Origin of the sequence: Caulobacter vibrioides, from assembly GCF_002310375.3 — a bacterium.
Taxonomy (GTDB): Bacteria; Pseudomonadota; Alphaproteobacteria; order Caulobacterales; family Caulobacteraceae; genus Caulobacter; species Caulobacter vibrioides_D.
The window spans coordinates 1079510-1102463 of record NZ_CP023315.3 but is presented as its reverse complement, the minus strand read 5'-3'; the positions used below and the strand labels follow the sequence as shown (position 1 = coordinate 1102463).

The 22954-nt window shown below is 66.4% G+C and carries 22 protein-coding genes and 1 pseudogene; 12 read left to right on the top strand and 11 right to left on the bottom strand.

The features are described 5' to 3' along the window. Positions 1 to 29: 29 nt before the first annotated feature. Complete coding sequence (locus CA606_RS05110; protein WP_096052104.1) at positions 30 to 593, bottom strand: hypothetical protein; 564 nt, start codon at positions 591 to 593, stop codon at positions 30 to 32. A 63-nt stretch (positions 594 to 656) separates the two neighbouring features. Between CA606_RS05110 and CA606_RS05105 the strand changes: the two genes are divergently transcribed. Then, a complete protein-coding gene (locus CA606_RS05105; RefSeq protein ID WP_062096230.1) occupies positions 657 to 833 on the top strand; it encodes a hypothetical protein in 177 nt (58 codons plus the stop codon). Further along, on the top strand, positions 830 to 1450 hold the full coding sequence (locus tag CA606_RS05100; RefSeq protein ID WP_096052105.1) for a glutathione S-transferase family protein: 621 nt from the start codon (positions 830 to 832) through the stop codon (positions 1448 to 1450). Before CA606_RS05105 ends, CA606_RS05100 begins: the two co-directional genes overlap by 4 nt. A gap of 16 nt (positions 1451 to 1466) precedes the next feature. Here CA606_RS05100 and CA606_RS05095 read toward each other — a convergent pair whose 3' ends face one another. Beyond that, positions 1467 to 2219: a class I SAM-dependent methyltransferase gene (locus tag CA606_RS05095; protein ID WP_096052106.1), complete on the bottom strand. Its 753-nt coding sequence runs from the start codon at positions 2217 to 2219 to the stop codon at positions 1467 to 1469. A gap of 161 nt (positions 2220 to 2380) precedes the next feature. Between CA606_RS05095 and CA606_RS05090 the strand changes: the two genes are divergently transcribed. The 9 genes and pseudogenes from CA606_RS05090 to CA606_RS05055 all read left to right on the top strand — a co-directional run bounded on the left by CA606_RS05090 (position 2381) and on the right by CA606_RS05055 (position 9271). Then, the gene (locus CA606_RS05090; protein ID WP_096052107.1) at positions 2381 to 4483 is read left to right on the top strand and encodes an acylase; all 2103 of its coding nucleotides are present in this window, start codon (positions 2381 to 2383) and stop codon (positions 4481 to 4483) included. 32 nt (positions 4484 to 4515) lie between these two features. Beyond that, a pseudogene (locus CA606_RS19935) lies at positions 4516 to 4620 on the top strand (hypothetical protein); the annotation flags it as partial. A 165-nt stretch (positions 4621 to 4785) separates the two neighbouring features. Continuing rightward, a complete protein-coding gene (locus CA606_RS05085; protein WP_096052108.1) occupies positions 4786 to 5388 on the top strand; it encodes a beta/gamma crystallin family protein in 603 nt (200 codons plus the stop codon). An 11-nt stretch (positions 5389 to 5399) separates the two neighbouring features. Beyond that, positions 5400 to 5819 carry a beta/gamma crystallin family protein gene (locus CA606_RS05080; RefSeq protein WP_096052109.1) on the top strand — a complete coding sequence of 140 codons (420 nt, stop codon included), beginning with the start codon at positions 5400 to 5402 and terminating at the stop codon, positions 5817 to 5819. 93 nt (positions 5820 to 5912) lie between these two features. Further along, entirely contained in the window at positions 5913 to 6050 is a 138-nt protein-coding gene (locus tag CA606_RS05075) for an entericidin A/B family lipoprotein (RefSeq protein ID WP_096052110.1), read from the top strand. 58 nt (positions 6051 to 6108) lie between these two features. Continuing rightward, a complete protein-coding gene (locus CA606_RS05070; protein ID WP_096052111.1) occupies positions 6109 to 6501 on the top strand; it encodes a DUF983 domain-containing protein in 393 nt (130 codons plus the stop codon). A gap of 104 nt (positions 6502 to 6605) precedes the next feature. Next, positions 6606 to 6761, top strand: a complete 156-nt coding sequence (locus CA606_RS05065; RefSeq protein ID WP_096052112.1) for a DUF3309 family protein — start codon at positions 6606 to 6608, stop codon at positions 6759 to 6761. 174 nt (positions 6762 to 6935) lie between these two features. Next, on the top strand, positions 6936 to 8369 hold the full coding sequence (locus CA606_RS05060; protein ID WP_096052113.1) for an MFS transporter: 1434 nt from the start codon (positions 6936 to 6938) through the stop codon (positions 8367 to 8369). A 152-nt stretch (positions 8370 to 8521) separates the two neighbouring features. Beyond that, positions 8522 to 9271 (top strand): DUF599 domain-containing protein, encoded by a 750-nt coding sequence (locus CA606_RS05055; protein WP_096052114.1) that lies wholly within the window; start codon positions 8522 to 8524, stop codon positions 9269 to 9271. Between the two features lie 567 nt (positions 9272 to 9838). Here CA606_RS05055 and CA606_RS05050 read toward each other — a convergent pair. After that, complete coding sequence (locus tag CA606_RS05050; protein ID WP_096052115.1) at positions 9839 to 11374, bottom strand: class I SAM-dependent methyltransferase; 1536 nt, start codon at positions 11372 to 11374, stop codon at positions 9839 to 9841. 154 nt (positions 11375 to 11528) lie between these two features. Between CA606_RS05050 and CA606_RS05045 the strand changes: the two genes are divergently transcribed. After that, positions 11529 to 12818, top strand: coding sequence for a glycosyltransferase (locus tag CA606_RS05045; protein ID WP_096053865.1), 1290 nt, complete (start codon positions 11529 to 11531; stop codon positions 12816 to 12818). A gap of 100 nt (positions 12819 to 12918) precedes the next feature. Here the strand turns inward: CA606_RS05045 and CA606_RS05040 are convergent, their stop codons facing one another. The 8 genes from CA606_RS05040 to CA606_RS05005 all read right to left on the bottom strand — a co-directional run bounded on the left by CA606_RS05040 (position 12919) and on the right by CA606_RS05005 (position 22628). After that, a complete protein-coding gene (locus CA606_RS05040) occupies positions 12919 to 14502 on the bottom strand; it encodes a TolC family outer membrane protein (protein ID WP_096052116.1) in 1584 nt (527 codons plus the stop codon). 56 nt (positions 14503 to 14558) lie between these two features. After that, positions 14559 to 15596 carry a glycosyltransferase family 4 protein gene (locus CA606_RS05035; RefSeq protein WP_096052117.1) on the bottom strand — a complete coding sequence of 346 codons (1038 nt, stop codon included), beginning with the start codon at positions 15594 to 15596 and terminating at the stop codon, positions 14559 to 14561. Between the two features lie 10 nt (positions 15597 to 15606). Next, on the bottom strand, positions 15607 to 16644 hold the full coding sequence (locus CA606_RS05030) for a glycosyltransferase family 4 protein (RefSeq protein WP_096052118.1): 1038 nt from the start codon (positions 16642 to 16644) through the stop codon (positions 15607 to 15609). A gap of 3 nt (positions 16645 to 16647) precedes the next feature. Then, on the bottom strand, positions 16648 to 17763 hold the full coding sequence (locus CA606_RS05025) for a DegT/DnrJ/EryC1/StrS family aminotransferase (protein WP_096052119.1): 1116 nt from the start codon (positions 17761 to 17763) through the stop codon (positions 16648 to 16650). Further along, positions 17760 to 18407, bottom strand: a complete 648-nt coding sequence (locus CA606_RS05020) for an acetyltransferase (protein WP_096052120.1) — start codon at positions 18405 to 18407, stop codon at positions 17760 to 17762. The genes CA606_RS05025 and CA606_RS05020 overlap by 4 nt, the downstream gene beginning before the upstream one ends. After that, the gene (gene gmd, locus CA606_RS05015; RefSeq protein WP_096052121.1) at positions 18407 to 19384 is read right to left on the bottom strand and encodes a GDP-mannose 4,6-dehydratase; all 978 of its coding nucleotides are present in this window, start codon (positions 19382 to 19384) and stop codon (positions 18407 to 18409) included. Before gmd ends, CA606_RS05020 begins: the two co-directional genes overlap by 1 nt. 138 nt (positions 19385 to 19522) lie before the next feature. Beyond that, complete coding sequence (locus CA606_RS05010) at positions 19523 to 20833, bottom strand: HlyD family type I secretion periplasmic adaptor subunit (RefSeq protein WP_096052122.1); 1311 nt, start codon at positions 20831 to 20833, stop codon at positions 19523 to 19525. Positions 20834 to 20894: 61 nt separating this feature from the next. Then, the gene (locus CA606_RS05005; RefSeq protein WP_096052123.1) at positions 20895 to 22628 is read right to left on the bottom strand and encodes a type I secretion system permease/ATPase; all 1734 of its coding nucleotides are present in this window, start codon (positions 22626 to 22628) and stop codon (positions 20895 to 20897) included. Positions 22629 to 22954: the final 326 nt, after the last annotated feature.

The window sequence follows — 22954 nt, the reverse complement described above, 5'->3', positions numbered from 1 at the left end:
AGCCCGGCGCGGCGCGCCAGCGTTGAAGCTCAGCGGGTCGCGCCGGAGGCCGCCGACAGCGGCGGAGCGTCCTGTACGGGCGTCTGGTCGTCCTTCAGGCCCGCGGCCTGCATGGCCCGCCGCAGCGTGGTGACGGGCGCCTCGGCGCTGACCTTGAAGGTCAGGACGGCCGTCTGGGCGGGGTTGTCGCCGAGATTGGCGAAGCCCCCGGTCCGCTCGGCGTTCAGGGTGACGCCATAGGTCCGGTTGGGCTGGACACGGCACAGCAGAACAAAGGTCTTCTGGTCGGCCAGCAGGCGGGGCGTCTTGACGCAGTCCATCGGCTGGGCGTCGGCGGCGGGCGCATAGTTCCAGGCCGTCGGCGACATCTGCTGGTCGAAGGCGACCTTCAGGACCAGCACGCCGGGCGCCACCACCTGATCCTGGGCCGGATAGGACGAGAGCAGCTTGGGCGGCAGGGTCGGCGGCAGGATCAGCACCGGCGACACCGCGTTCGGCCCCTCGGCCGGCGGCGTCTGGGCCTGGGCGTGGGCGTCCCCAGCGCTCAAGGCGGTGAGAAGGATCAGGGCGGGAACCAGGCGACGGGTCGACATCTTTCCAGACTGACGTTCAAGCGCGGCCTTCTCAAGGCGCCATTCGAGGCCTACATCGCACCTATGACCGACAAGACCGACACCGCCCCCGATGGCGAGACGCCGATGCAGCGCGCCTTGCGCCTGAAAAAGGCCGCCCAGGGCCGCCACGGGCATGGCCCCAAGGCCTCCAGCGGCAAGGTCGAACGCGCCAGCGCCGCAGCCCCGACCGGCAAGTCCAAGCCCTGGATGACGCGTTGACCCTACCCAGGGTCCTTGGCCGCACATCCTCGATCAACGTCCGCAAGGTTCTTTGGACCCTGGACGAACTGGGCGTGGACTATGCGCGAGAGGACTGGGGCGCCGGTTTCGCCCCGACCCGCGACCCAGCGTTCCTGACACTGAACCCGAACGCGCTCGTGCCCGTGCTGATCGACGCGCACGGGCCATTGTGGGAGAGCAACGCCATCTGCCGCTATCTGGCGGCCGGCTCTCCGCTTTTCCCGGACGACCGCCGCCAGCGGGCCCTGGTCGACCAGTGGATGGACTGGCAGGCCACGGAGCTGAACACGGCCTGGCGATACGCCTTCGCGGGGCTGGTGCGGAAATTCCCAGGCTTCGACGATCCGCACCAGATCGAGACCAGCATCAAAGCCTGGAACACGGCCATGGGACTGCTGGATGCGCGGTTGGTCGACACGGGCGCCTATGCGGCCGGCGAGACCTTCACCCTGGCCGATATCGTGCTGGGATTGTCGGTGCATCGCTGGCTGCACAGCCCGATCGATCGGGACGAACGCCCTGCCCTCACCGCCTATTATGGACGCCTGAAAGCGCGGCCGGCTTTCGCGGCGTGGAGCCTGCCCGAGGTTCCGTGACCAGCCGCCAGAACCGCTACTTCGGCTTGCGGAACTTGAGGATGAACTGATCGGTCTTGCCGCGAATGGCCGGGTCGAAGACGTTGATCGTCCGCGCGTCGGCCGGATCAGCCAGCAGCGGGCTCTCGGCCTCGAGCTTGAAGCCGGCGGCCTCGACCTCGCGCTTGACGGCGGCGATGTCGATGCGGTGCAGGGTATCGACGACGCTGATCCCCGAACCGGCGACGGCGGAATGGTCGATGACCAGGAACACGCCGCCCGGCTTCAGCGACTTGAAGATCTCGGCGTTGGCCTTAGCGGCCATATCGGTCGGGAACGGCTTCAGGTGCATGTCGTGATAGTTCTGCACCGTGATCACCGCATCGACATTGTCGGGCAGGTCCAGCGCCGTCAGAGGGCCGTTGAGCGGCTTGCTGTTGGCCAAGACGGCCGTCACGGCCTTGAGGTCTTCGCCATACTTGGCGGCGTACTGGATGAACTCGGCGGGCTGGTAGGCGTAGACCACGCCCTTCGCGCCGACGGCGCCCGAGATGATGCGGGTGAAATACCCCCCGCCCATGATGAAATCGACCACCGTGTCGCCAGGCTTCAGCTCGGCCAGGGCGAGAAGCTCGCCCGGACGCCGGGCGGCGTCACGGGCCGTTTCCGCGGCCGGGCGCGACGGATCGGCCACGGCCTTGGCGATGTGGGCGGGAACCTGCGCCATCGCCGGAGCGGCGACCGCGAACGCCAGAACGGCCAAGGCCGGAACCATGAACTTGCGAGCCATCGCGCGCCTCCCTGATGTTTCCCCTTGGTAGCAGGTGAAAGGCGTTCAAAGAACGTCGTTCTCGTGAAGTTTCAGCAAGGTTTCGTCGAACCCGGCCCTTTCCACCGCCGGGCCCTCCCCCCATGATCGCGGGCAACGAACAAGGGACGGGGGAGACGGGGATGAAGTGGATCCTGCGCGGGATCGGCGGACTTGTGGCGCTGGTGGTGGTCGCGGCCTTGGGGCTGATCGCCATCGACCAGGCCAGTCTTCCCAAGGCGCCCAGCCGGCAAGCGTTGCTCGACAAGGCCAAGGCCTATGACGTCCGCATCCGGCGCGACGAATGGGGCGTGCCCCACATCCTGGGACGCACCGACGCCGACGCCGCATTTGGCCTAGGTTACGCCCAGAGCGAGGACGACTTCGACACCCTGCAGGACGTGGTGCTGGCCACGCGCGGCGTGCTGGCCCGCGACAAGGGCGCCAGCGCCGCGCCCACCGACTATGTGGTCTCGCTGCTGGAGGTCTGGCCCACGGTCGACAGGCGCTATGCCGAGCTGCCCGCCGAGCTGCGCGCGATCATGGAGGCCTATGCCGACGGGGTCAGCCTCTATGTCGCCAAGCATCCGGAGAAGGCCAAGCCCGGCCTGCTGCCCGTCACGGGCCAGGACGTGGCCGCCGGCTTCATCTTCAAGCAGCCCTTCTTCTACGGGCTGGACGGCGAGCTTCGCCGGATCACCGCGCCGGCCACGAAGGGACCACCGCCCAAGGGCTCGAACGGCCTGGCCACCGCCCCCTCGCGCAGCGTCGACGGCGCCACGCGGCTGCTGGTCAACTCCCACCAGCCCTACACCGGTCCAGTCGCCTGGTATGAGGCCGTGGTCCAGAGCGGCCAGGGCTGGCATGTGGCCGGCGGCTTCTTCCCCGGCTCGCCGTTCATGCTGCATGGCCACAACGCCACGCTGGGCTGGGCCAACACCGTCTCCAAGCCTGATCTCGTCGATGTCTACCGACTGACGATCAACCCGGCCAACAAGAACCAGTACCGGCTGGACGGCCAGTGGAAGGACTTCGAAAAGCGCTATGTCACCCTGCGCGTGAAGCTGCTCGGCCCCATCGTCCTGCCGGTGCGCAAGGCCGTGCTGCGCTCGGCGCACGGGCCGGTGCTGGAGACCGATCACGGCGTCTTCGCCGTCCGCTATGCGGGCATGGGCGAATGGCGTCAGCCCTTGCAGTACTGGCGTCTGAACCGGGCCCGGACCGTCGAGGACTGGCGCGCGGCGATCGCCACCCACGCCATCCCCAGCCTGAACTATGTGTACGGCGACGCGGCCGGGAACATCGGCTTCGTGCACAATGGCCAGTATCCGAACCGCAAGGCCAAGGCCGACTGGGGCGGCGTGCTGCCGGGCGACCGCTCAGACCTGATCTGGCAAGGCTATCTGCCGGTCGAGAACAGCCCGCAGCTGTGGAATCCCAAGTCGGGCCTGGTGTTCAACTCCAACAACACGCCCTTTGAGGCCAGCGAGGCGGCCGACAACCTGAAGCCGGCGGACTTCCCAGCGTCCATGGGCCTGCAGACCAACATGACCAACCGCGCCTGGCGGGCCCTGGAGACCTACGGCGCCGACCGCGCGCTCACCGACGCGAGCTTCCGGGCTCACAAGTTCGACGTCGCCTTCAGCGACCGCTCCAGCGTCATGGCGATGGTGCGCGAGGTGCTGGCGGTCGATCCCAAGGGCGATGCCGACCTCGCCGAAGCCCAGCGCATCCTGCGCGCCTGGGACAAGAAGGCCGACCGCGCCAATCGCAGCGCGGCCCTGGCCGCCCTGATGAGCCAGCCGATCCTGTTCGCCAACACGAACGGCGACGTGCCCCCCGCCCCGATCGACGGCCTGCGCGCGGCGATCAAGACCCTGAAGACCCACTTTGGTCGCCTCGATCCTGAATGGGGCGAGGTCAATCGCATCCGGCGCGGAAAGGTCGATCTGCCGATCGACGGCGCCGCCGACACCTTCCGTTCGGTCTGGGGCAAACCCCAGAAAGACGGAACAACCACCGCCGATGGCGGCGACACCTTCGTGATGCTGGTGACCTGGGACAAGGCAGGACTGTTACGTTCGGAGAGTATCCACCAGTTCGGGTCGGCGACGCTGGACGCCAACTCGCCCCACTACGCCGACCAGACGCCCTTGTTCGTGGCCATGAAAACCAAACCCGTCCGCTTCACCGAGGATCAGTTGAAGGGTCACATCAAGGCCGACTATCGACCGGGAGAACGCTAGACCTTTTGCCGTTTTGACGTTGGGTGTTGATCGCGTCGCGTCTGCCGTCCTCGCCCTTCGACAAGCTCAGGGTGAGGACGACTGCCAGCCTCGGCTCGCACAAAATCCTAATGCTGAGCCTGTCCCCCCGGGACTGACCGGAGGTCGGCTCAAGGATAAACGCCGGATGAGGATTTCCATCCGCATGAGCGCCCACGCTCAATGCGAATACCGCTAAATCTTTGCGCCAAGTCGTTCAGCCGCCGTTCAGTTGCGGGGCGGTTAGCTGGCGTCAACAACCAAGCCTCAGTTGGGGGAACATCATGCGTAAGACTTTCGCACTCGCGGCCCTATCCGTCCTGGCCCTCTCAGCCTTGGGCATGGCCGGCTCGGCCGCCGCCCAGGCCCCCTACTGGAACGGCCGCTACGACGACCCGCCGCGCGGCTCCTACACCCGCTCGTGCCGCGAGATCACGGCCTTCAACGGCCAGGTCTGGGCGCGCTGCCAGACCGATCGCGGCGGCTGGGAATGGAGCAGCGCCCGCACCCGCGAGTGCGGCGCGCAGGGCCTTGAGAACCGCGACGGCCGCCTGCAATGCGCCGGCTTCGTCGGACCGGGCCAGGGTGGCGGCGGCTGGAATGGCGGCGGCGGACGTCCGGGCGGCGGCGGCGGCTATCGCGGCGACATCCTGCTGTTCGAGGACACCGGCTACCAAGGGCGCGTCTACGAAGTGATGGGCGATACGCCCGATCTCGACGTCGCGCGCTTCAACGACAGGGCTTCGTCGATCCGCATCGTCCGGGGTCAGTGGGAGATCTGCGAGCACGCCAACTATCAAGGCCGCTGCAGCCGCCTGGACGCCGACCAGTTCGTTCTGCCGCGCGAGTGGAACGACGCCATCAGCTCGATCCGTCGCGTTCGCTAGGGAGGCCCGCCATGCGCAAGACGGCCTTCTTGATCGCCTGCGGCGCCCTGGCGCTGCTGGGCGGCGAAGCTGCGGCCCAGGACCGCGACTGGGACCGCCGCGATCATCGCTACGAAAATCGCGATGATCGCCGCGACGATCGGCGTGACGATCGGCGAGATGACCGTCGCGACCGCTGGGGCGGCGGTGGGATCGTGCTGTTCGAGCACCGTGACTTCTACGGCGATGCGCGACCCATCCGTGGCGACATGCCTGACCTCACGCGGATCGGCTTCAACGACCGCGTTTCCTCGATGCGCATTTCGCGCGGGGCGTGGGAGTTCTGCGAGCACGCCTATTTCCAGGGACGCTGCTGGGTCTACGACTACGATGTCGGGGTGCTGAGCAATCGGCAGAACGACCGGTTCAGCTCCGTCCGCCGGGTCCGTTAAGCGCCCGACGCCCTTCGCCGCGCCGAGCCCTTGAAGCCCGGCGCGGCGCATGGCTAAGGTCCGCCGACCGCGTCACAGGTGGAGTTATCGAAAATGCGCAAGTTCGTCGTCCTCGCCGCCGCCGCTTCGGCGCTGCTCGTCTCGGCGTGCAACACCATCGAGGGCGTGGGCCGCGACGTCTCGGCCGCCGGCAAGGCCGTCAGCGGCGCCGCGCGCGACGCCAAGCACTAGCCTCGACCGCCTCATGCGACGGCTGGTCGCCCTTTTCTAGCCGTCGCCGCGAGCGCATATGGACGCCATGTCCGAACCCCAGCCCGCCACCTCCGTCTTCACAGGCCTCAAGCGCGGCCTGCGTCACCGCTGCCCCAACTGCGGCGACGGCCGGCTTTATCGTCGCTATCTGAAGGTCTCTCCCCTCTGCGAGGCGTGCGGCCACGAGCTGGGTCTGTATCCCGCCGATGACGGCCCGGCCTATTTCACGATCTTCTTCGTCGGCCACATCATCATCGCGCCGCTGCTGTTCTTCCCCTGGATCTGGGAAGCCTCGCCTTGGCTCGTGGTCCCGGTGACCCTGATCCCGCTGGTGGCCCTGACGCTCTTGACCCTGCCGCGCGTGAAGGGCGCGGTGATCGGAACCCTGTGGGCCATCAAGATCCGCAAGGCCGAAGACGCGCCCTCTTGAGGGAACCTTTCTCCTCGGAACCGACAAGCGCAGCCACGAATTCCGAACCCATGACCTCGCGTCGCCACGGTGGCTGACGCGGGCTCGGAGGGAACCTTCGGACCATGCTCGGCACGATTCTCATTATTCTCCTGATCCTGGCCCTGATCGGCGCGCTGCCCACCTGGGGCCACAGCCGTTCGTGGGGCTACTTTCCTAGCGGCGGCCTGGGCCTGATCCTGGTGATCCTCATCATCCTGGTCCTGATGGGCAGGATCTAGCACCGCCTTGCCCTGACACGGCGTTCGCGTAGAGTCTTTAGCCCGAAATCGGAATCGATTTCGGGCGTTAAAAAGGCTCTATTTCAAACATTTAGAGCGTGATGGCCGCCGAAACCGCTCACACTTTCGGCTATCACGCTCTAATCTCCCCCTCCAAGCTGAGGGGGAGATTTCATGACGGCGACAGCCGAGGCCGCGCGCCTCACGCCGCTGGCCAGGGCCAGGGCGATCCTGGGCGGCTCGGCCGGGAACCTGGTCGAATGGTACGACTGGTTCGCCTACGCCGCCTTCACCCTCTATTTCGCACCGGCCTTCTTCCCCAAGGGCGACCAGACCGTCCAGCTGCTGCAGGCGGCGGCGGTGTTCTTTCTGGGCTTTGTCGCCCGCCCGATCGGCGCCTGGCTGATGGGCCTCTACGCCGACCACGCCGGCCGGCGCGCCGCCTTGTCGGTGTCCGTCTCGCTGATGTGCGCGGGCGCCTTCATCATCGCCATCACCCCCGATTTCAACACCATCGGCCTCTGGGCGCCGGCGATCCTGCTGTTCGCGCGCGTGCTGCAAGGCCTGTCGGTCGGCGGCGAGTACGGCGCCAGCGCGACCTATATGAGCGAGATGGCTGGCAAGGCCCGGCGCGGCTTCTGGTCCAGTTTCCACTATGTGACCCTGATCGCCGGGCAACTCCTGGCGCTGGGCGTGCTGATCGTCCTGCAACGCACCTTGGGCGAAGAGGCGCTGAGAGCCTGGGCCTGGCGCGTGCCGTTCGTCATCGGTGCCTTGCTGGCGGTCGTGGTGTTCTGGATCCGGCGCGGCCTGGAGGAGAGCATCTCGTTCAAGCGGCCCGCGCAAAGCGAGACCCTGTCCCGCACCCAGGTCGCCAGCGCGGCGGTCTTCCTGCTGCTGACCATCGTCGCGGCCGCCCTGGGGCTTACCGGCGGACCGCTGGCCAAGGCCGGCCAATATCTGGGCGCGGCGTTCCTGGTGCTGTTCTTCGTGTCGCTGATCGTGCCGCTGATCCGGCGCCATCCCCGCGAGAGCCTGCTGATCATGGGCCTGACCGCCGGCGGGTCGCTGACCTTCTATGTCTACACCACCTACATGCAGAAGTTCCTGGTCAACACGGCCGGCTTCAGCAAGGCCCAGGCTTCGGAGATCAGCGCGCTCAGCCTGATCGCCTTCATGCTGATGCAGCCGCTGGCGGGCTGGCTGTCCGACCGCTTCGGCCGTAAGCCGATGCTGATCATCGCCTTCGGCGGCGGAGTCCTGACGATCTGGCCGATCATGACCGCCATCAGCCAGACCAACTCCGTCGGGGTGGCCCTGGCGCTGATCCTGGCGGGCGTCGCCTTCCAGTCCTGCTACACCTCGATCAGCGCCGTGGTGAAGGCCGAGATGTTCCCGGCCGAGATCCGCGCCCTGGGCGTGGCCCTGCCCTACGCCCTGGCCAATGTGCTGTTCGGCGGCACGGCGGAGATGGTCGCCCTGGCCTTCAAGCACGAAGGCCTGGAGAGCACCTTCTATGTCTATGTCGCTGCGGTGATGGCCGTCGGGCTGGTCTGTTCGATCATCCTGAAGGATACGAGCCGACATAGTCTCATCCATGAGGACTAGAGCGTGACGCCGAAAGTGGACACCGGTTTCGGCGCTCGTCACGCTCTAAGTGTTTGATTTAGAGCCTTGTTATCGCGTCAAAGCGATCCCGCTTTGACGCGCAAGGCTCTAAGCTGGTTTTCCGACTCCCTGCCTGGGTCTAGACTTGCATCATGCCGTTGCTCGACATCCTGGTCCTGACCGTCTTCGCCTGCTGCTGGCTGCTGTACGAGCCGATGCTCAAGCGCATCGGCGAGAGCGGCGGCGTGCTCAACACCGACATGACGGTGATCCGCCGCCGGTGGATGCAGGAAATGGCCGTCCGCGAGATCGCCCTGCTGGACGGTCAGTTGCTGGGGCATGCGATCAATTCGGCGAGCTTTTTCGCGTCCTCGAACCTGATCCTGATCGCGGCGGCGGCCGGCGTCCTGTTCGGCGGTGACAACGCCTTGAAGAGCGTCGAGGGCCTGGCCGTCCTGGCCAAGACCACGCCGCTGATGTTTCAGATCAAGCTGGGCCTGGTGCTGGTGGCTCTGGCCCGGGGGTTGCTCGACTTCATCTGGGCGATCCGTCAGATGAACTACTGCCTCGCCGCGATCGGCGCCACGCCGATGTGGGCGCCAAACGCGGTGCTCGCGGAGTACGCCGAGGCCGCAGGCGGGATCTTGAACCCGGCGCTGTCGGCCTTCAATGCGGGCGTCCGCGCCTACTACTTCGCGCTTGCGGCGGCGGTCTGGTTGCTAGGCCCCCTGCCCTTCCTCACCGCGACGCTCGGCGCGATGCTGCTGCTGCTGTGGCGACAGCGTCAAAGCAGCGCCTCCGTGGCGGTGCGCAAGGTGCGGCAGATCCTGGAGCGGCAGCCGGTCGTGCATGGCCCGCATCTGAGCCGCGTGTCGTCTACGCCGCCCGAAGATCGCATCTAATCCGACGTCTCAAGGCTGGGCGGACGGAACGCCGCCTCTGCGGTCGCGCTCCCATGGTCGCGCGCCGACGCTCCCCAGATGCAATAAGCCCCGCCGGTGACACAGTCTCCGGCGGGGCTAATGGGAAGTCTTGTGGGTAGACCCTTCTTCCATATCTTAACCGGCGTCGGTCCGCAACCTTTCTGCGACGAAAATCCCACAGTAGGTCGTGAATTCAGAGCACAACTTCCGCTATTGCGGAGCGCGCCTCAGATTCCTGACGCATAGGTCAAAATATCAGTGATGACACTGAGACCCTTAGAACGAAAGAATGGTGCTGATCAATTCATAGAGTGCTCCGACGAACGCTCCACATCACGAAAGAAGATCATAAGCCCGGCTCAGATCGTTACAGTTTTGGATAAACTCTTGGGCTTTGGCAAAATACATCCTTGAGGCCAGGTCTACGCTGACGAGCGTTGGATCTTCTGCCGATCATTCTCCAGAAAGGCGACCTGGACGCAGACACAGAGTCTTCGCCGGCGCATACCGCGCGCTCAACTCTCGCCAAGCGCGCAGTGACACGTCCTAGATTCCCAATGCGGTCCAGATGGGCAGAACATCTTTCGCCCAGAACTCGGCTTGAGACTTCAATTCGGTGAGGTTGTCCTCGCCCTGAAGCGGGGCGCCGTCCTTGACGATGGCCTGCCCCTGGCTTTGCAGGATCTGGTAGGCGTAGGTGGCCAAGTCCGCCGGCGTCTTCCCGCCGCTCTGCCGCCCGAGCCAGAACAGTTGAGGGAAACGCGGCGCCAGCATCCCACCGCCCGTGACGGGCGAGGCGAAGTGGGCGATGTCTCCCACCGCCATCGAGCGGCACGCAATCGCCTTGTTCAAGGCCAGCGTCCGGGCCTTGGCCTTGTTGACGTCCGCCGCAGACGCCGCCGGGGTGATGACGCCCAGACCCATCAGGATCATCAGGGCCGAGTTCATCTGGGCAAAGTTCACGTTCTTGCCGGCGACGTGCGTTTCCAGCTCATGGATGGAATGGGGCTTGTTATCGAGCAGCAGCTCGAAGATCGGCCGATAGATTTCGTCCTTCAGACTCGCCTCACCCAAGACGCCGCGTACGGTCTTGGGCAGGTTCGCCTCATTGACCGTCATGACGATACGCTCCTCACGCATCGCGGAGACCTGTTCATGGCCGGCCAAGGTCCGCACGCCGCGCACCCAGTAGTCGCGGCGGAACTGCTGGTTCATGCAGAAGTCGCGGAGGGTTTCACGCAAAGACACATCGGGGACGCCGCGCATGAACTCCGCTTGCTGCGGCGTCATGTTCAGTTCGGGCAGGTTGTCCAGCACGTGCGCTGAGCCGGCGTAACCGACCTTGGCGCCGCTGAGCCAGTTCTCGGCGTCGGCGAAGTACATGGGGTGCCAGTCACGGTTCATGTACTCGTGGGCCAGGTACTTTCGATCCTGTCCCTTGACCTGATTGAGCCGCTCGACGGCGCCGGGATTGGCCTTGGCGTACAGCGGATCAAGGCCCAGGAACTGATCAATGAAGCCCAGCGCAGCGTCGGTTTGACCAACAACCCCCTGCCCCGGCGCGCCCATGACGTCGGCATGGCGCTTCATCAGGTGGCGGATCGGCGCCGAGGCCGACCAGCCCGGCAGCGTGTTGTAGGAGATGTAGAGCACGCCGCCCGGGCGCAGCTTGCGGCGAATGAAGTCCACCAGGACATGGCGGTTGTCATCCGAGATCCAGGTCCAGATGCCATGCAGCCCGATGAAGTCGAAGTCCGGCAGGTCCGGACGGTTACAGAACTCGGCGAAGGCCTCGTCGTAAAGCTTGGCTTCGGCGCCCGACAGGCGAACCATTTCCGTGGCGAAGGCCGCCTGGGACGGATTGAAGTCCGTGCCGTACCAGTTGACCCCGGGCTGGGCGGCGGCGTGGATCGACACCGACAGGCCCTGGCCAAACCCCAGTTCGCAGGCGTTCTCGATCTTCGGGGCGTGACGCCCGACCATCAGGAGCGGAAGGCGGCAGCGGAGCGGGTTCAGCTCGCCGTAGTAGCCAAACGTATAGTCGATGTCCGTAACATAGCCGGCGTTCCACTCAGTCGACACGTACTCTTCCCCTCACCCCAATGGCGGGCCATTGCTGCATGCAAACCTTTCGCATGACAAGCGCGCGTCGCGCCGCCTCGCGCACCTTTGCTGGCGTTGGCGCAGCCTGAACGGCTATACGATCGCCCATGCGTTTCGCCCGCCCGCATCAGCCATGACGTCGCGCCTGCTTGCCCTGTGGCGGCGCCTGCCGACACCGATCCGGCGATCAGCCCATGTCGCCGCTGGGGTCCCGCGCGCGAGCCTGGACGCCCTGGATCAGGCCCTGGCGGCCCATCAAGGTCGGAGGGCGGAAAGAGCCGCCTTGGCGCGCGCCCGGAAGGGCGCTGGTCCCAGGGGCCTTTCGCCCGCGCTCCCCGTGACGATCATCGGCTTCCACGGCGCAGTGCATGGCCTCGGCGAAGGCGCGCGGATGCTGGCGCGCGGATTTGCGGACATGGGCTTGCCCGTTCGCGCGCTGGACCTGTCGGCGTCCGTCGGGTTCGCCGCCGAAATCCCCCCCGCCTTCCCTCCCCCGGACCCCGGCGAGCGAGGGGTCACGATCTCGCACATCAATCCGCCCGAGCTTCTGCGATGGGTGCGAGACACCGAGGGCCGCCTGTTACAGGGTCGCCGGCATGTCGGTTACTGGGCCTGGGAGTTGGAAGAGGTTCCGTCCGACTGGCTTCCCGCCTTCGATTTCGTCGACGAGGTCTGGACCCCGTCCGCCTTCGCCGCCGACGCGATCCGACGCGTCGCGCCCAAGCGCGTGAGGGTTGCGCCGGCCCCCTACCCGCTCTACCTGAATCCGCGACCGCAGGCCGATCGCACCCGCTTTGGACTGCCGCACGACCAGGTCGTGGTGCTGATGGCCTTCGACCTGCGCTCGACGGCGCAACGCAAGAACCCCCGCGCGGCCTTACGCGCCTTCCAGCAGGCCACGGCCCGCGCCACCCGTCCGGCTATGCTGGTCTGCAAGATCGTCGGCGCGGATCTCTATCCCGAGACCTTCCAGGCGCTCGCCGCAGACGTGGCCGGCGATCCCTCGATCCGGCTCTTGACCGATAATCTGTCGGCGCAGGACATGGCGGCCCTCACGGCCAGCAGCGACATCGTGCTGTCCCTGCACCGCTCAGAGGGTTACGGCCTGCTGCTCGCCGAGGCGATCTGGCTTGGCAAGCCCACCTTAGCGACGGGCTGGTCCTCGAACGTCGAGTTCATGGACCCCGCGTCCAGCCGCCTGGTGGACTATCGGCTGGTCCCTGTGGAGGGCGACGGCGTCATCTATCGGGCGGGACGCTGGGCCGACGCGGATGTGACCGACGCCGCCGAGAAACTGGCCCGCCTGATCTCCGACGACGCCTGGCGCGACGCCCTGGCCGCCGCGACGGCGCGCAACGGCCACGTCTCGTTCAACCGCGACGCCTGGATCGCGATGACGCGGGCTTTGGCGGCTCTGGCCTAGAGCATTTTTCGAGCGAAGTGGTTCCGGTTCGCGTGAAGAAAAAGGCTTCGAAACAGAAGACTAGAGCTCGCGGCCTGACGCCGTCAGGTCGCGAAACGCTCTAGTTCCGTGGCGCGGTCTGGACCGGCGTATCGTCGCTCAGCGCGGGCAGGTCGTTGATCGACGCCGGCGGCGTCACCTTGTCGGCCGAGATCGGCTTGGCAGGCAGTTCGCTGGAGGGCGGCCGGATCGGCGAGGTGTCGCCCGGCGCCGGCTTCTTGGTCTCCAGCGGCAAGGCGATCCGATCGAAGGTCCCGATGATCAGCTCGGTCGGCAGCGCGCCGCGGTAACGCACCTTCTTGAAGTGACGCTCGGGGTCATAGGGCTGCACGCCCGGGGCGAGGTTGCCGACCTCAAGCGTGCCGACCTGCGCCAGCAGCTGCAGCCGGCCGACATACTCGTTGGCGCGCCCGCGGACGAAATTGATCTGGGCGTTCTGCAGTTCGGCCTGGGCGTTGAGCACTTCGATCGTGCTGCGGAGCGCGAAACGCTCTTCTTCCCGCACGCCATAGAAGGCGATCGTGTCGGCCTTCATCTCTTCTTCGATGCTGACCAGCGACTTGCGCGCGGCCACCAGGCTGTCCCAGTACTGCGAGACGGCCAGCACCATGCTGCGGCGCGCGTCTTCGAAGAGCAGCTTGTCGCGATTGTTTTCCTCGATCGACTGCCGCACCGACGAGTTCAGCTGACCGCTGGTGAACAGCGGCTGCGACAGCGTCACCGAAGCGTTGACGGTGTCCTCGCGCAGGCCGCCCCGCGCGTAGTAGGGCGTGCTCGAGCCGTTACGGTACTCGGCGCGCGCGCCGACCGAGAACAGGCGCTGGGCCCGCGCCTCGGCGACACCCGCGCGCGAAGCCTTCTCGGTATAGCCTGCGGCCAGAACGGTCGGGTTGGCTTGTTCCGCCTGGTTGAAAGCTTCATCCAGGCTTGTGGGCAGGCCGTCGACATCCGGCTCGGGCTCAAGCGTCTCGGGCTGGCGGCCCACCAAGGATGCATAGAGCGCCACGGTGACGTTCAATTGCGCCTGGGCGTTGGCGACCTGGGTGCTGGCGGACGCCAGACGGGCCTTGGCCTGCTGGACGTCGGTCAGCGTCACCTGGCGGACGCTGTACTTGTCCTCGGTGTCTTTCAGTTGCTTCTGCAGCCAGGCTTCGCCGCCTTGGCTGATGCGCAGGATCTCGCGGTCGCGACGCACCGAGACATAGGCGTTGGTCACGCGGACCAGCAGGTCCATCTCGATCCGACGCAGGTTTTCGCGCGCGGCCTTGATCTGCGCTTCGACCCCCGCGAGGCGGGCGGAGAAGCGGCCGTTCGTATAGAGGGCCTGGCTCAGGGACAGGGTCGAGGTCTGGCTGGCCGCCTCGACGCCGCTCTTGGCGTTCACGCCCCTGGACCAGCCGTAGACCTCGGCGACCGAGGCGTTGGCCTGAAGGCCATAGGCCGAGCGGGCCTGGGTGTAGTTCTCATCAAGCGCGCGCATAGCGGCGCGCTGGGCCTGAATGTTCGGATTGCTTTGATAGGCCGCAGTGATCGCGTCAGCCAAGGTCTCGGCTTGAGCGAGATCAGCGCGACCGACGACGGCCATGGCCACGGCCAAGGCGATCAGTGACGTTCGCACGGACAGAACTTTCGACAGCACTCGCATTTCCCAGACTGTAGCGGACCGCGTCTTAACGTGGCCTTCAACCTAATATTTGTGGCTTAATCAAGAAGACGGCGGACCGTCTCTTCCCATGTGACATTCTTGTCGCGCCATAGCCGGCGCGCCGCGTCACCCAGTGATATCGCCCGCGCCCGATCCGAGGTCAAACGATCAAGCGACTCGGCCAGGGCTTGCGGGGTCGGCTCAGCCACCGCGCCGGTGTCGGCGCTGACGATCTCGAGCAGTCCGCCGGAGTCGGTGACGGTGAGCACGGCCTTGCCCGCGGCGAAGGCTTCCATCGTCACGTAACCCACGCTGTCCTCGTCGAAGGGCAGATAGGCGCAGATCAGGGCTCCGTTGGCCCAGCGTGCGATGTCTTCGCGCGGGTGGAAGCCAAAGCGCAGCTCGACGCGGTCCTTGAGGTCCAGGTCCTCGACCAGCTTGGTCAGGCGATCGGCATAGGCCTGGTTTTCCGGCGGCCCGGCGATCACCAGGCGCAGGCCGCCCGGCAGCAGGGCCAGGGCCTCGATCAACAGGTGCTGGCGCTTGCCCGCCGCGACCCGGCCGCCGGCGAAGACATAGTCGCCATGCTCGCCGCCGGTGAACAGCTCGCCGTCGTTCAGCGGCGGATAGAGCACCTCGCTGCTCACCCCGTTGAACTTCATCAGGCGGTTCTGGGTGACGGGCGAATTGCAGTAGATCTTGCGGCACTCGGCGAAGCAGACGTTGTCGGCCGCGCGGATCGCCGCCTTCACCGCCCTGCCCGTGTCATCGAAATCAAGGTGGCTCTGGCCCGCTTCCGACAGGTCATAGGCCTGACGAAACTGGTGCAGCAGCCACAGGACCTTGTTCTGGTGCGGGATCAGATAGGCCGGGAACTTCAGCCCGATGACCCGGTCCACGTTGTAGAGCCGCATCCCCTTGGAGATCAGCATCTCCTCGATCAGGCGCTCGGCGGGCTCCCAGGTGAACGGCACGCGCACCAGCTCGGACTGCACGCCGGGCGTGGCGTTCAGGCGGCGGACCAGATGGTCGGCCAGCTCCTCGGCGCCGCCCCGCTGGAACGGCGCGGCGTTGTTGACGACCAGAACCTTCATGCGGACTTCCTCATGAGGTCAGACGCTCCACCACGGTGGTCCAATCGATCTTCATGTCGGCCAGACGGTTCAGCGAGGCGGTCCCCATCTTGGCCACCGCCGGCTTGTCGGCGTGCAGCCGGTCGAACTGCTCGGCCAGCGCCCTCGGATCGGGCGCGCTGATCAGGCCGTTGCGGCCGTGCTCGACCAGTTCCAGCACCCCGCCGGAGTCGGTCGTGGTGATCACCGGCTTGCGGGCGTGGGCGCCCTCCAGCGAGGGATAGCCGTAGCTGTCCTCGTCCTTGGGCAGATAGGCGACGGCCAGAGCCTGTTTCAGCATGTCGGCCTTCTCGTCCTCGCTGATCCAGCGATCCTCGAGAATGACCCGATCGGCGACGCCCAGGTCATGGGTCATCTTGACCAGCTGTCGGCCATATTCGGGGCTGGACGCCGTGCCCGCCAGACGCAGCTTCACGCCGGTCTTCACGTACTGCATGGCCTCGATCATCAGGGCCTGGCGCTTGTGCGGCTCCAGGCGCGAGATGGCCACGATCTCGTCGCCATAGCCGGTGTGGGTGAAGCGCTCGGGCTGATAGATCGGCGGATACAGCGGCGTGGCGTCCAGGCCGTTGAAGGCCTTCAAGCGGTCGGCCACGACCTGAGAGTTGGTGAACACCGCCCGCGCCTCAGAGATCGCCTGGGTGTCGAGCGCGCGCAGATTGTCGCGAACGGCGCGGTAATGGGCGTCGTCCGGCATGCCGCGATAGGGCGTGTCCCACAGGTCGTAGAAGGTGCGGATGTGGTGGATGAACCACAGCACCTTGTTGGGATGGTCCACCACATAGGCCGGCGGCCGGAAGCAGATCACCCGGTCGCACCACTGGGTCAGGTCCATCAGCCGCCAGGCCGCGATCTGGTGCAGGATCTCGTTCGGATCGTCGACGAACGGCAGGTAGAACCGCTCGACCTCGTGGCCGGCCTCGACCAGCTTCTCCTCGAGCCACTCGACGATGAAGCGCGCCCCGCCGTTGATGAACGGCACGATCGAGGACAGCAGGACGATGCGCATCGGCTAGACCAGCACCTGGTCCAGCGCCGCGATGACGCGGTCGATGTCGGCCTCGGTCAGACCCGCGTGGGTCGGCAGGTTCAAGCCGTCGGCTCCACAGGCCTCGGCGATCTTCAGATCGTCCGTGGCCAGATGCGCATAGGGCGGCATCACGTGCATCGGATGGAAGACCGGGCGGCTCTCGACGCCCAGCGCATCGAGATCCTGGATCACCTGGTCGCGCGAGGTCGAAAGCCCCTCGCCCAGACGCACCGTGTACATCCAGAACACATGACGACCGGTCGGCTCGACGTGCGGCTTGATCACGCGGTTGCCCAGGCGCGCCAGCTTTTCCTCGTACCAGGCCACCACCTGCTCGCGGGCCGCGAGGTGCGCATCGACGCGCTCCAGCTGCGCCAGGCCGATCGCGGCCTGGATGTTGGTCATGCGATAGTTGAAGCCGACGACCGGGAACCAGTAGCGGCGGTTCGGGTCCATGCCCTGGCTACGGTACAGGCGCATCACCCGCGCCAGCTCGTCGTCGTTGGTGGTGATCATCCCGCCCTCGCCGGTGGTGATGATCTTGTTGCCGAAGAAGCTGAAGGTGGCGCACGTGCCCAGCGATCCGGACATCTTGCCCTTGTAGGTCGCCCCCACGGCCTCGGCGGCGTCCTCGATCACCATCAGGCCGTGCTTCTTGGCGATCGCGAGGATCGGATCCATGTCGGCGACCTGACCATACAGGTGGACCGGCATGATCGCCTTGGTGCGCGGCGTGATCTTGGCCTCGATCAGCGCCGGATCGATGTTGAACGTCCGCGGGTCGTTGTCGACCAGCACCACCGTCCCGCCGCAATAGGTCACCGCATTGCACGAGGCGATATAGGTCAGGCTGGGCACGATGACTTCGTCGCCGGGGCCGATCCCCATCGCCACCAGGGCCAGGTGCAGCGCCGTCGTGCCGTTGTTGCAGGCGATCGCGTGCTTCACGCCGCAGTAGTCGGCGAACGCCCGTTCGAAATCGGTGATGAAGCGGCCGGCCGACGAGATCCAGGTGGAGTCCAGGCACTCCAGCACATAGTCGCGTTCGTTGCCGTCGAGGCGCGGCGCGGCGACGGAAATGCGCGGCAGATCACTCACGAACGGTCTCCTTTAATCTTGGCCGGCACGCCGATCGCAAGGACCGCGTCCGGAAGGTCACGCACGACCACGCCGCCGGCGCCGACGATCGTGTCGGCGCCGATCGATACGCCGGGTATGGCCCGGGCGCCGACACCGAGAAAAGCCCGCTCTCCCACAGACACCCCGCCCGCCAGGGCCGAGGCGGGGCCCAGATGGCAGGCCGCGCCCAGGCGGCAGTCATGGTCGACGACAGCGCCGGTGTTGAGGATGGCCAGATCGTCGATCCAGCTCTCGGCGTTGATCACCACACCCGCCATCACCGCGATCCCCTCGCCCAGACGCGCGCTGGGCGACACGACCGCCGAAGGATGGATGGCGTTGACCAGCGAAAAGCCGTGTTCGCGGGCCTTGCGCCCCAACTTCTGGCGAAGCCGATTGTCGCCGATCGCCACGAACAGCGCCGACAGCCCCTGCCCGCGAAGGGTCGGCAGGGCCAGGTCGTCGCCCACCACGGGCACGCCCAGCACCTCGCGCGGCGTCGGGTCGGCGTCGATGATCGCCGCCACGGCCCGACCGCTGGCCCGCAGGCTCTCGATGACCACCTTGGCGTGGCCCCCGCCGCCAACGATGACGACGCCCCCGATGTCGAGGGTTGCGCCCATCAGTTGCGCGAGCGCCGCGCGATGTCGGCCTCGACCATTTCGGCGATCATCTCCTGCATGGTCGTCTTCGGCTCCCAGCCAAGCTTGGCCTTGGCCTTGGCCGGATCGCCCAGCAGCAGGTCGACTTCCGCAGGACGCAGGAACTTCGGATTGATCGTGATGTGGTCCTGGTAGTTCAGGCCGACATGGGCGAAGGCCACCTCGCACATCTGGCGCACGGTCCAGGTCTTGCCGGTGGCGACCACGTAGTCGTCCGGCGTCTCCTGCTGCAGCATCAGCCACATGGCCTCGACATAGTCCTTGGCGTGGCCCCAGTCGCGCTGGGCGTCGAGGTTGCCAAGGTCGACGGTCTTGCGCTGGCCAAGCTTGATGGCCGCCACCGCGTCGGTGACCTTGCGGGTCACGAACTCGATGCCGCGCAGCGGGCTTTCGTGATTGAACAGGATGCCGGCCGAGGCGTGCAGGCCAAAGCTCTCGCGGTAGTTCACCGTCATCCAGTGCGCATACAGCTTGGCCACGGCATAGGGCGAGCGCGGGTAGAACGGCGTCGTTTCCGACTGGATCGGGTGCTGCACCAGACCGTACATCTCGGACGACGAGGCCTGGTAGAAGCGCGCCTGCGGGCATTCCAGACGGACGGCCTCCAGCATGTTGGTCGTGCCCAGGCCCGTCACCGAGCCCGTCAGGTGCGGCTGCTCCCACGACGCGCCGACGAAGCTCTGGGCGGCGAGGTTGTAGACCTCGTCGGGCTGCAGGCGGCGCACCAGGCGCGCCAGACCGCCGGCGTCCAAGAGGTCGCCCAGCTCGAACTGGATGTCGTCATAGACGCCCATCCAGCGCAGGCGGTCGCCGATCACATCGGCCGAGGCCGAGCGACGCAGCATGCCGTGGACCGTATAGCCCTTCTCAAGCAGCAACTTGGCGAGATACGCCCCGTCCTGACCGGTGATCCCGGTGATCAAAGCCGTCTTCGCCATGCGTATTCGCCGACTCCAGTAACAACGAAGGGTCCTGACTACACTATTGCCCGCGAATGGAAAGCAGCGCCGGCGATTTTACATCGCCCACGCCGCCGTCCGAAAAGCGTTGCAAATCAGGCTGTTGAAATCCTAGCCCTATTCCTCGCGCATCGTCGTGCGCAGGGTGTCTCGTAGCGGTGAGAACAGGTACTGCAGCACAGTGCGCTCGCCCGTCGGGACGATCACCTGGGCCGGCATGCCGGCGGTGACCTTGCCGCGCAGATGCGGCGGCAATTGCTTGATGTCCACCGTCACCACGCCCAGGAAGTAAGACACCTTACCCTCGGGATCGGTCAGTCGATCGTGCGAGATCGAGACGATCTTGCCGTTCAGGATCGGCACCTCGCGCGAGTGGAACGAGGGCAACCGCACCTCGGTGATCATGCCCTTGCGAATATTGTCCACATCGGTCGGCGCGAACTGGGCGTGGATCTCAAAGCTGCGCTCGTCGGGCGCGATATCCACCAGCGCTTCGGCCGGCCGCACCACGGCCCCCTCGGTGAAGAAGCGCAACGCCTGCGCGACGCCGGTGACCGGCGAGACGATGTTCACGCGGCGCTGGGCGTCTGCGGCCACGATCTCGCGCTCGCTGACTTCGGCCAGCTTCACGCGGGTCTCGGAGATCGCCTCGCTGACCTGTTCGAAGAACTGCTGACGAATCTGACGGATCTTCAGCTGGGTCTCGCCCATGCCTTGCACGGCCTTGGCCCGGTCGGCGGTCAGCTTGCCGATGGAGCCCGACAGCGAGGCCTGTTCGCGTTCCAGCGCCAACAGGCGCGGCCGCGGCACCAGGCCCTTTTCGTAGATCTTCCGCAGGTCGCCCAGCTCGTCCTGGATGAAGCCCAGTTGCTCCCTCAGACCCTGGGTCTGACGGTCGATACCGTCGACCTCGCTCTCGAACTGCGCCTTCTGGGCGTTGAAGAGGTCGACCTGGCCCTGGATGGTCTGGCGGCGCTCGGTGAACTGCGATTGTTCGTCGGCTAGGGCGCGCGCGACGGCGGGGTCGGCGCGCTGGGCCAGAAGGTCCGCCGGGAAGCTGATCGTCGGGCGCTGATCGCGCTCGGCGACCAGGCGGGCCTCAAGCGCGCGCAAGGAGACGTACTGCGCGCGGGTGATGCCGGCGGCGGCGTCGACCTGGGTCGGGTCCAGCTGGAACAGCACCTGACCCGCCTTCACCCGATCGCCCTCGCGCACCAGGATCTTGCGCAGCATCCCGCCTTCGAGGTGCTGAACGGTCTGCCGGTTGCTGGTGGAGTTGACGACGCCGCTGGCGATCACGGCGCTGTCCAGCGGCGCAAACGCGGCCCAGCCCAGGACCCCTACGAAGGTGAAGGCGATGACGGCGTAGCCAATGCGGGCGACGCCCTTGTAGTTATCGGTCGGACGCTGGATCTGAGCGGGCTTCATGTGAGCTTGAGCCTAAGAGGCGCCGGTGAACCGGCGCCGGGAAAAGGGGGAACGGCGGACGTCAGTTCGCGCGCTGCGGCGCGGGGATCGGCGGCTGGGGCGGCTGGGGCGGTTGCGCGCCCATCAGCTTGGCCAGCATCACGTCTCGTTCTCCGAAGTCCGAAATCACCCCCTGATTGACGACCATGATGTAGTCCGCCTGGCTCAGGATGTTCACCTTGTGCGTGGCGAACACGACCGTGCGCTTGGCGGCCTTCAGCTTGGCCATGGCCTGGGTCAGCGCCACTTCGCCCACCTGGTCGAGGCTAGCGTTGGGCTCGTCCAGCACGATCAGGGCCGGCGAGCGGAACAGGGCGCGGGCCAGGGCCAGACGCTGGCGCTGGCCGCCCGAGAGCGAGGCGCCGCCTTCGCCGATGGCGGTGTCGTAGCCGTCGGGCAGGGCCTGGATCATCTCGTGGACGCCGGCCATCTTGGCGGCTTCGATGACGTCATGCGCCTCGAACTCGCCGAAGCGGGCGATGTTCTGGGCCACGGTGCCGGAGAACAGCTCGATGTCCTGCGGCAGGTAACCCACGTGACGACCCAGCTTTTCGGGGTCCCACTGCTTGATGTCGTAGCCATCGAGACGGATCACGCCGGCCGCGCACGGCCACACGCCGACAATGCCGCGCAGCAGCGAGGACTTGCCCGCCGCGCTGGGGCCGACGATGGCCAGCGACGTGCCGGCGTCGAGGCGGAAGCTGGCCTGGCGCATGGTCGCGGCCTGGGCCCCGGGCGGCATGATCGAGGCGGCCTCGGCCGACAGCACGCCGCGCGGCTCGGGCAGGTCCATGTGGTCGGTGCGGTCGGACTCGGCGCGCAGCATCAGCTGCAGGCGGTCCCACGAGCCACGGGCGCCGATGAAGCCCTTCCACTGGCCGATGGCGCCTTCGATCGGGGCCAGGGCGCGACCCACCAGGATCGAGCCGGCGATCATCGCGCCGGGCGAGATCTCGCCGTGAATGGCCAGATAGGCGCCGCCGCCCAGGATCAGGGTCTGAACGATCTGGCGGAACACCTTGATGCCCGACATCACCGCGCCGCCGGCGTCGCTGGCGGCGGCCTGCCAGGCCACCTGCTCGTCGCGACGGGCGCGCCAGCGGGCCTGCAGTCCGCCCCACATGCCCATGGCCTTCATGACCTCGGCGTTGCGCAGGGTGGCGTTCGCATCACTCTGCGCGGCGATCGAGGCGACGGTCGCCAGCTGGATGGGGTTCTTGGTGGCGCGATCGTTCATCACCGCCAGCCAGAAAATGATCACGCTGGCGATGATCGCCAGGATCCCGAAGAAGGGATGCAGGATCCACGACACGATGATGAATACGGGCGTCCAGGGCGCATCGCAGAAGGCGATGAGGCCGCCGGTCATGAACTCGCGCACCTGATCCATGTCGCGGAACGCCTGACCGCCGGCGCCGCGCCGGGTCAGGGTGGAGTCGAGGACGGAGCGGAAGATCGGATCGCGCGCCATGGCGTCGAACTTCAAGCCGCCGCGCACCAGAACCTGGGTCCGAAGCGCTTCCAGCGCGCCGTAGACCAGGAACAGGAACACGCAGATCAACGTCAGGACCACCAGGGTGGCGACGTTGCGGCTGGTCAGGACGCGGTCATAGACCTGCAGCATGTACAGCGGGCTGACCAGCGCCAGCAGGTTGATGAAGAAGCTGAAAACCAGCGCCGCGATCACCGCAGGCTTGGCCACCTTCACCGCCGCGTCGAGCACGGTGGGTTTGGCGCCGGAGGAGATAATGGACATCGGTAGCCTAAAGGAGGGCGGACAACAGCAGGTTTGAGTGCGCGGTTGCAGAGGATCGGACCAGCAACACGTAAAGATGGCTCAATTGAGTCATCAGTGAACCACCTATCGCCCCAAGCGCGAGTTACAGCGCTGCGTATCGCATCTCAGCGCGCAAAAGAAAAGGCCGCCCTGTCCGAGGACAAGGCGGCCTTCCTTTAGACTGACGGCATGGCCGAAGCCATGCCGTCCCTCAATCGTTATTAGACGATCGCGGTGATGTCGCCACCGCTGGCTCCTCCGGAACCGCTGGTCGAGAGCGCGCCCGAGCCTTGGGCGAAGATACT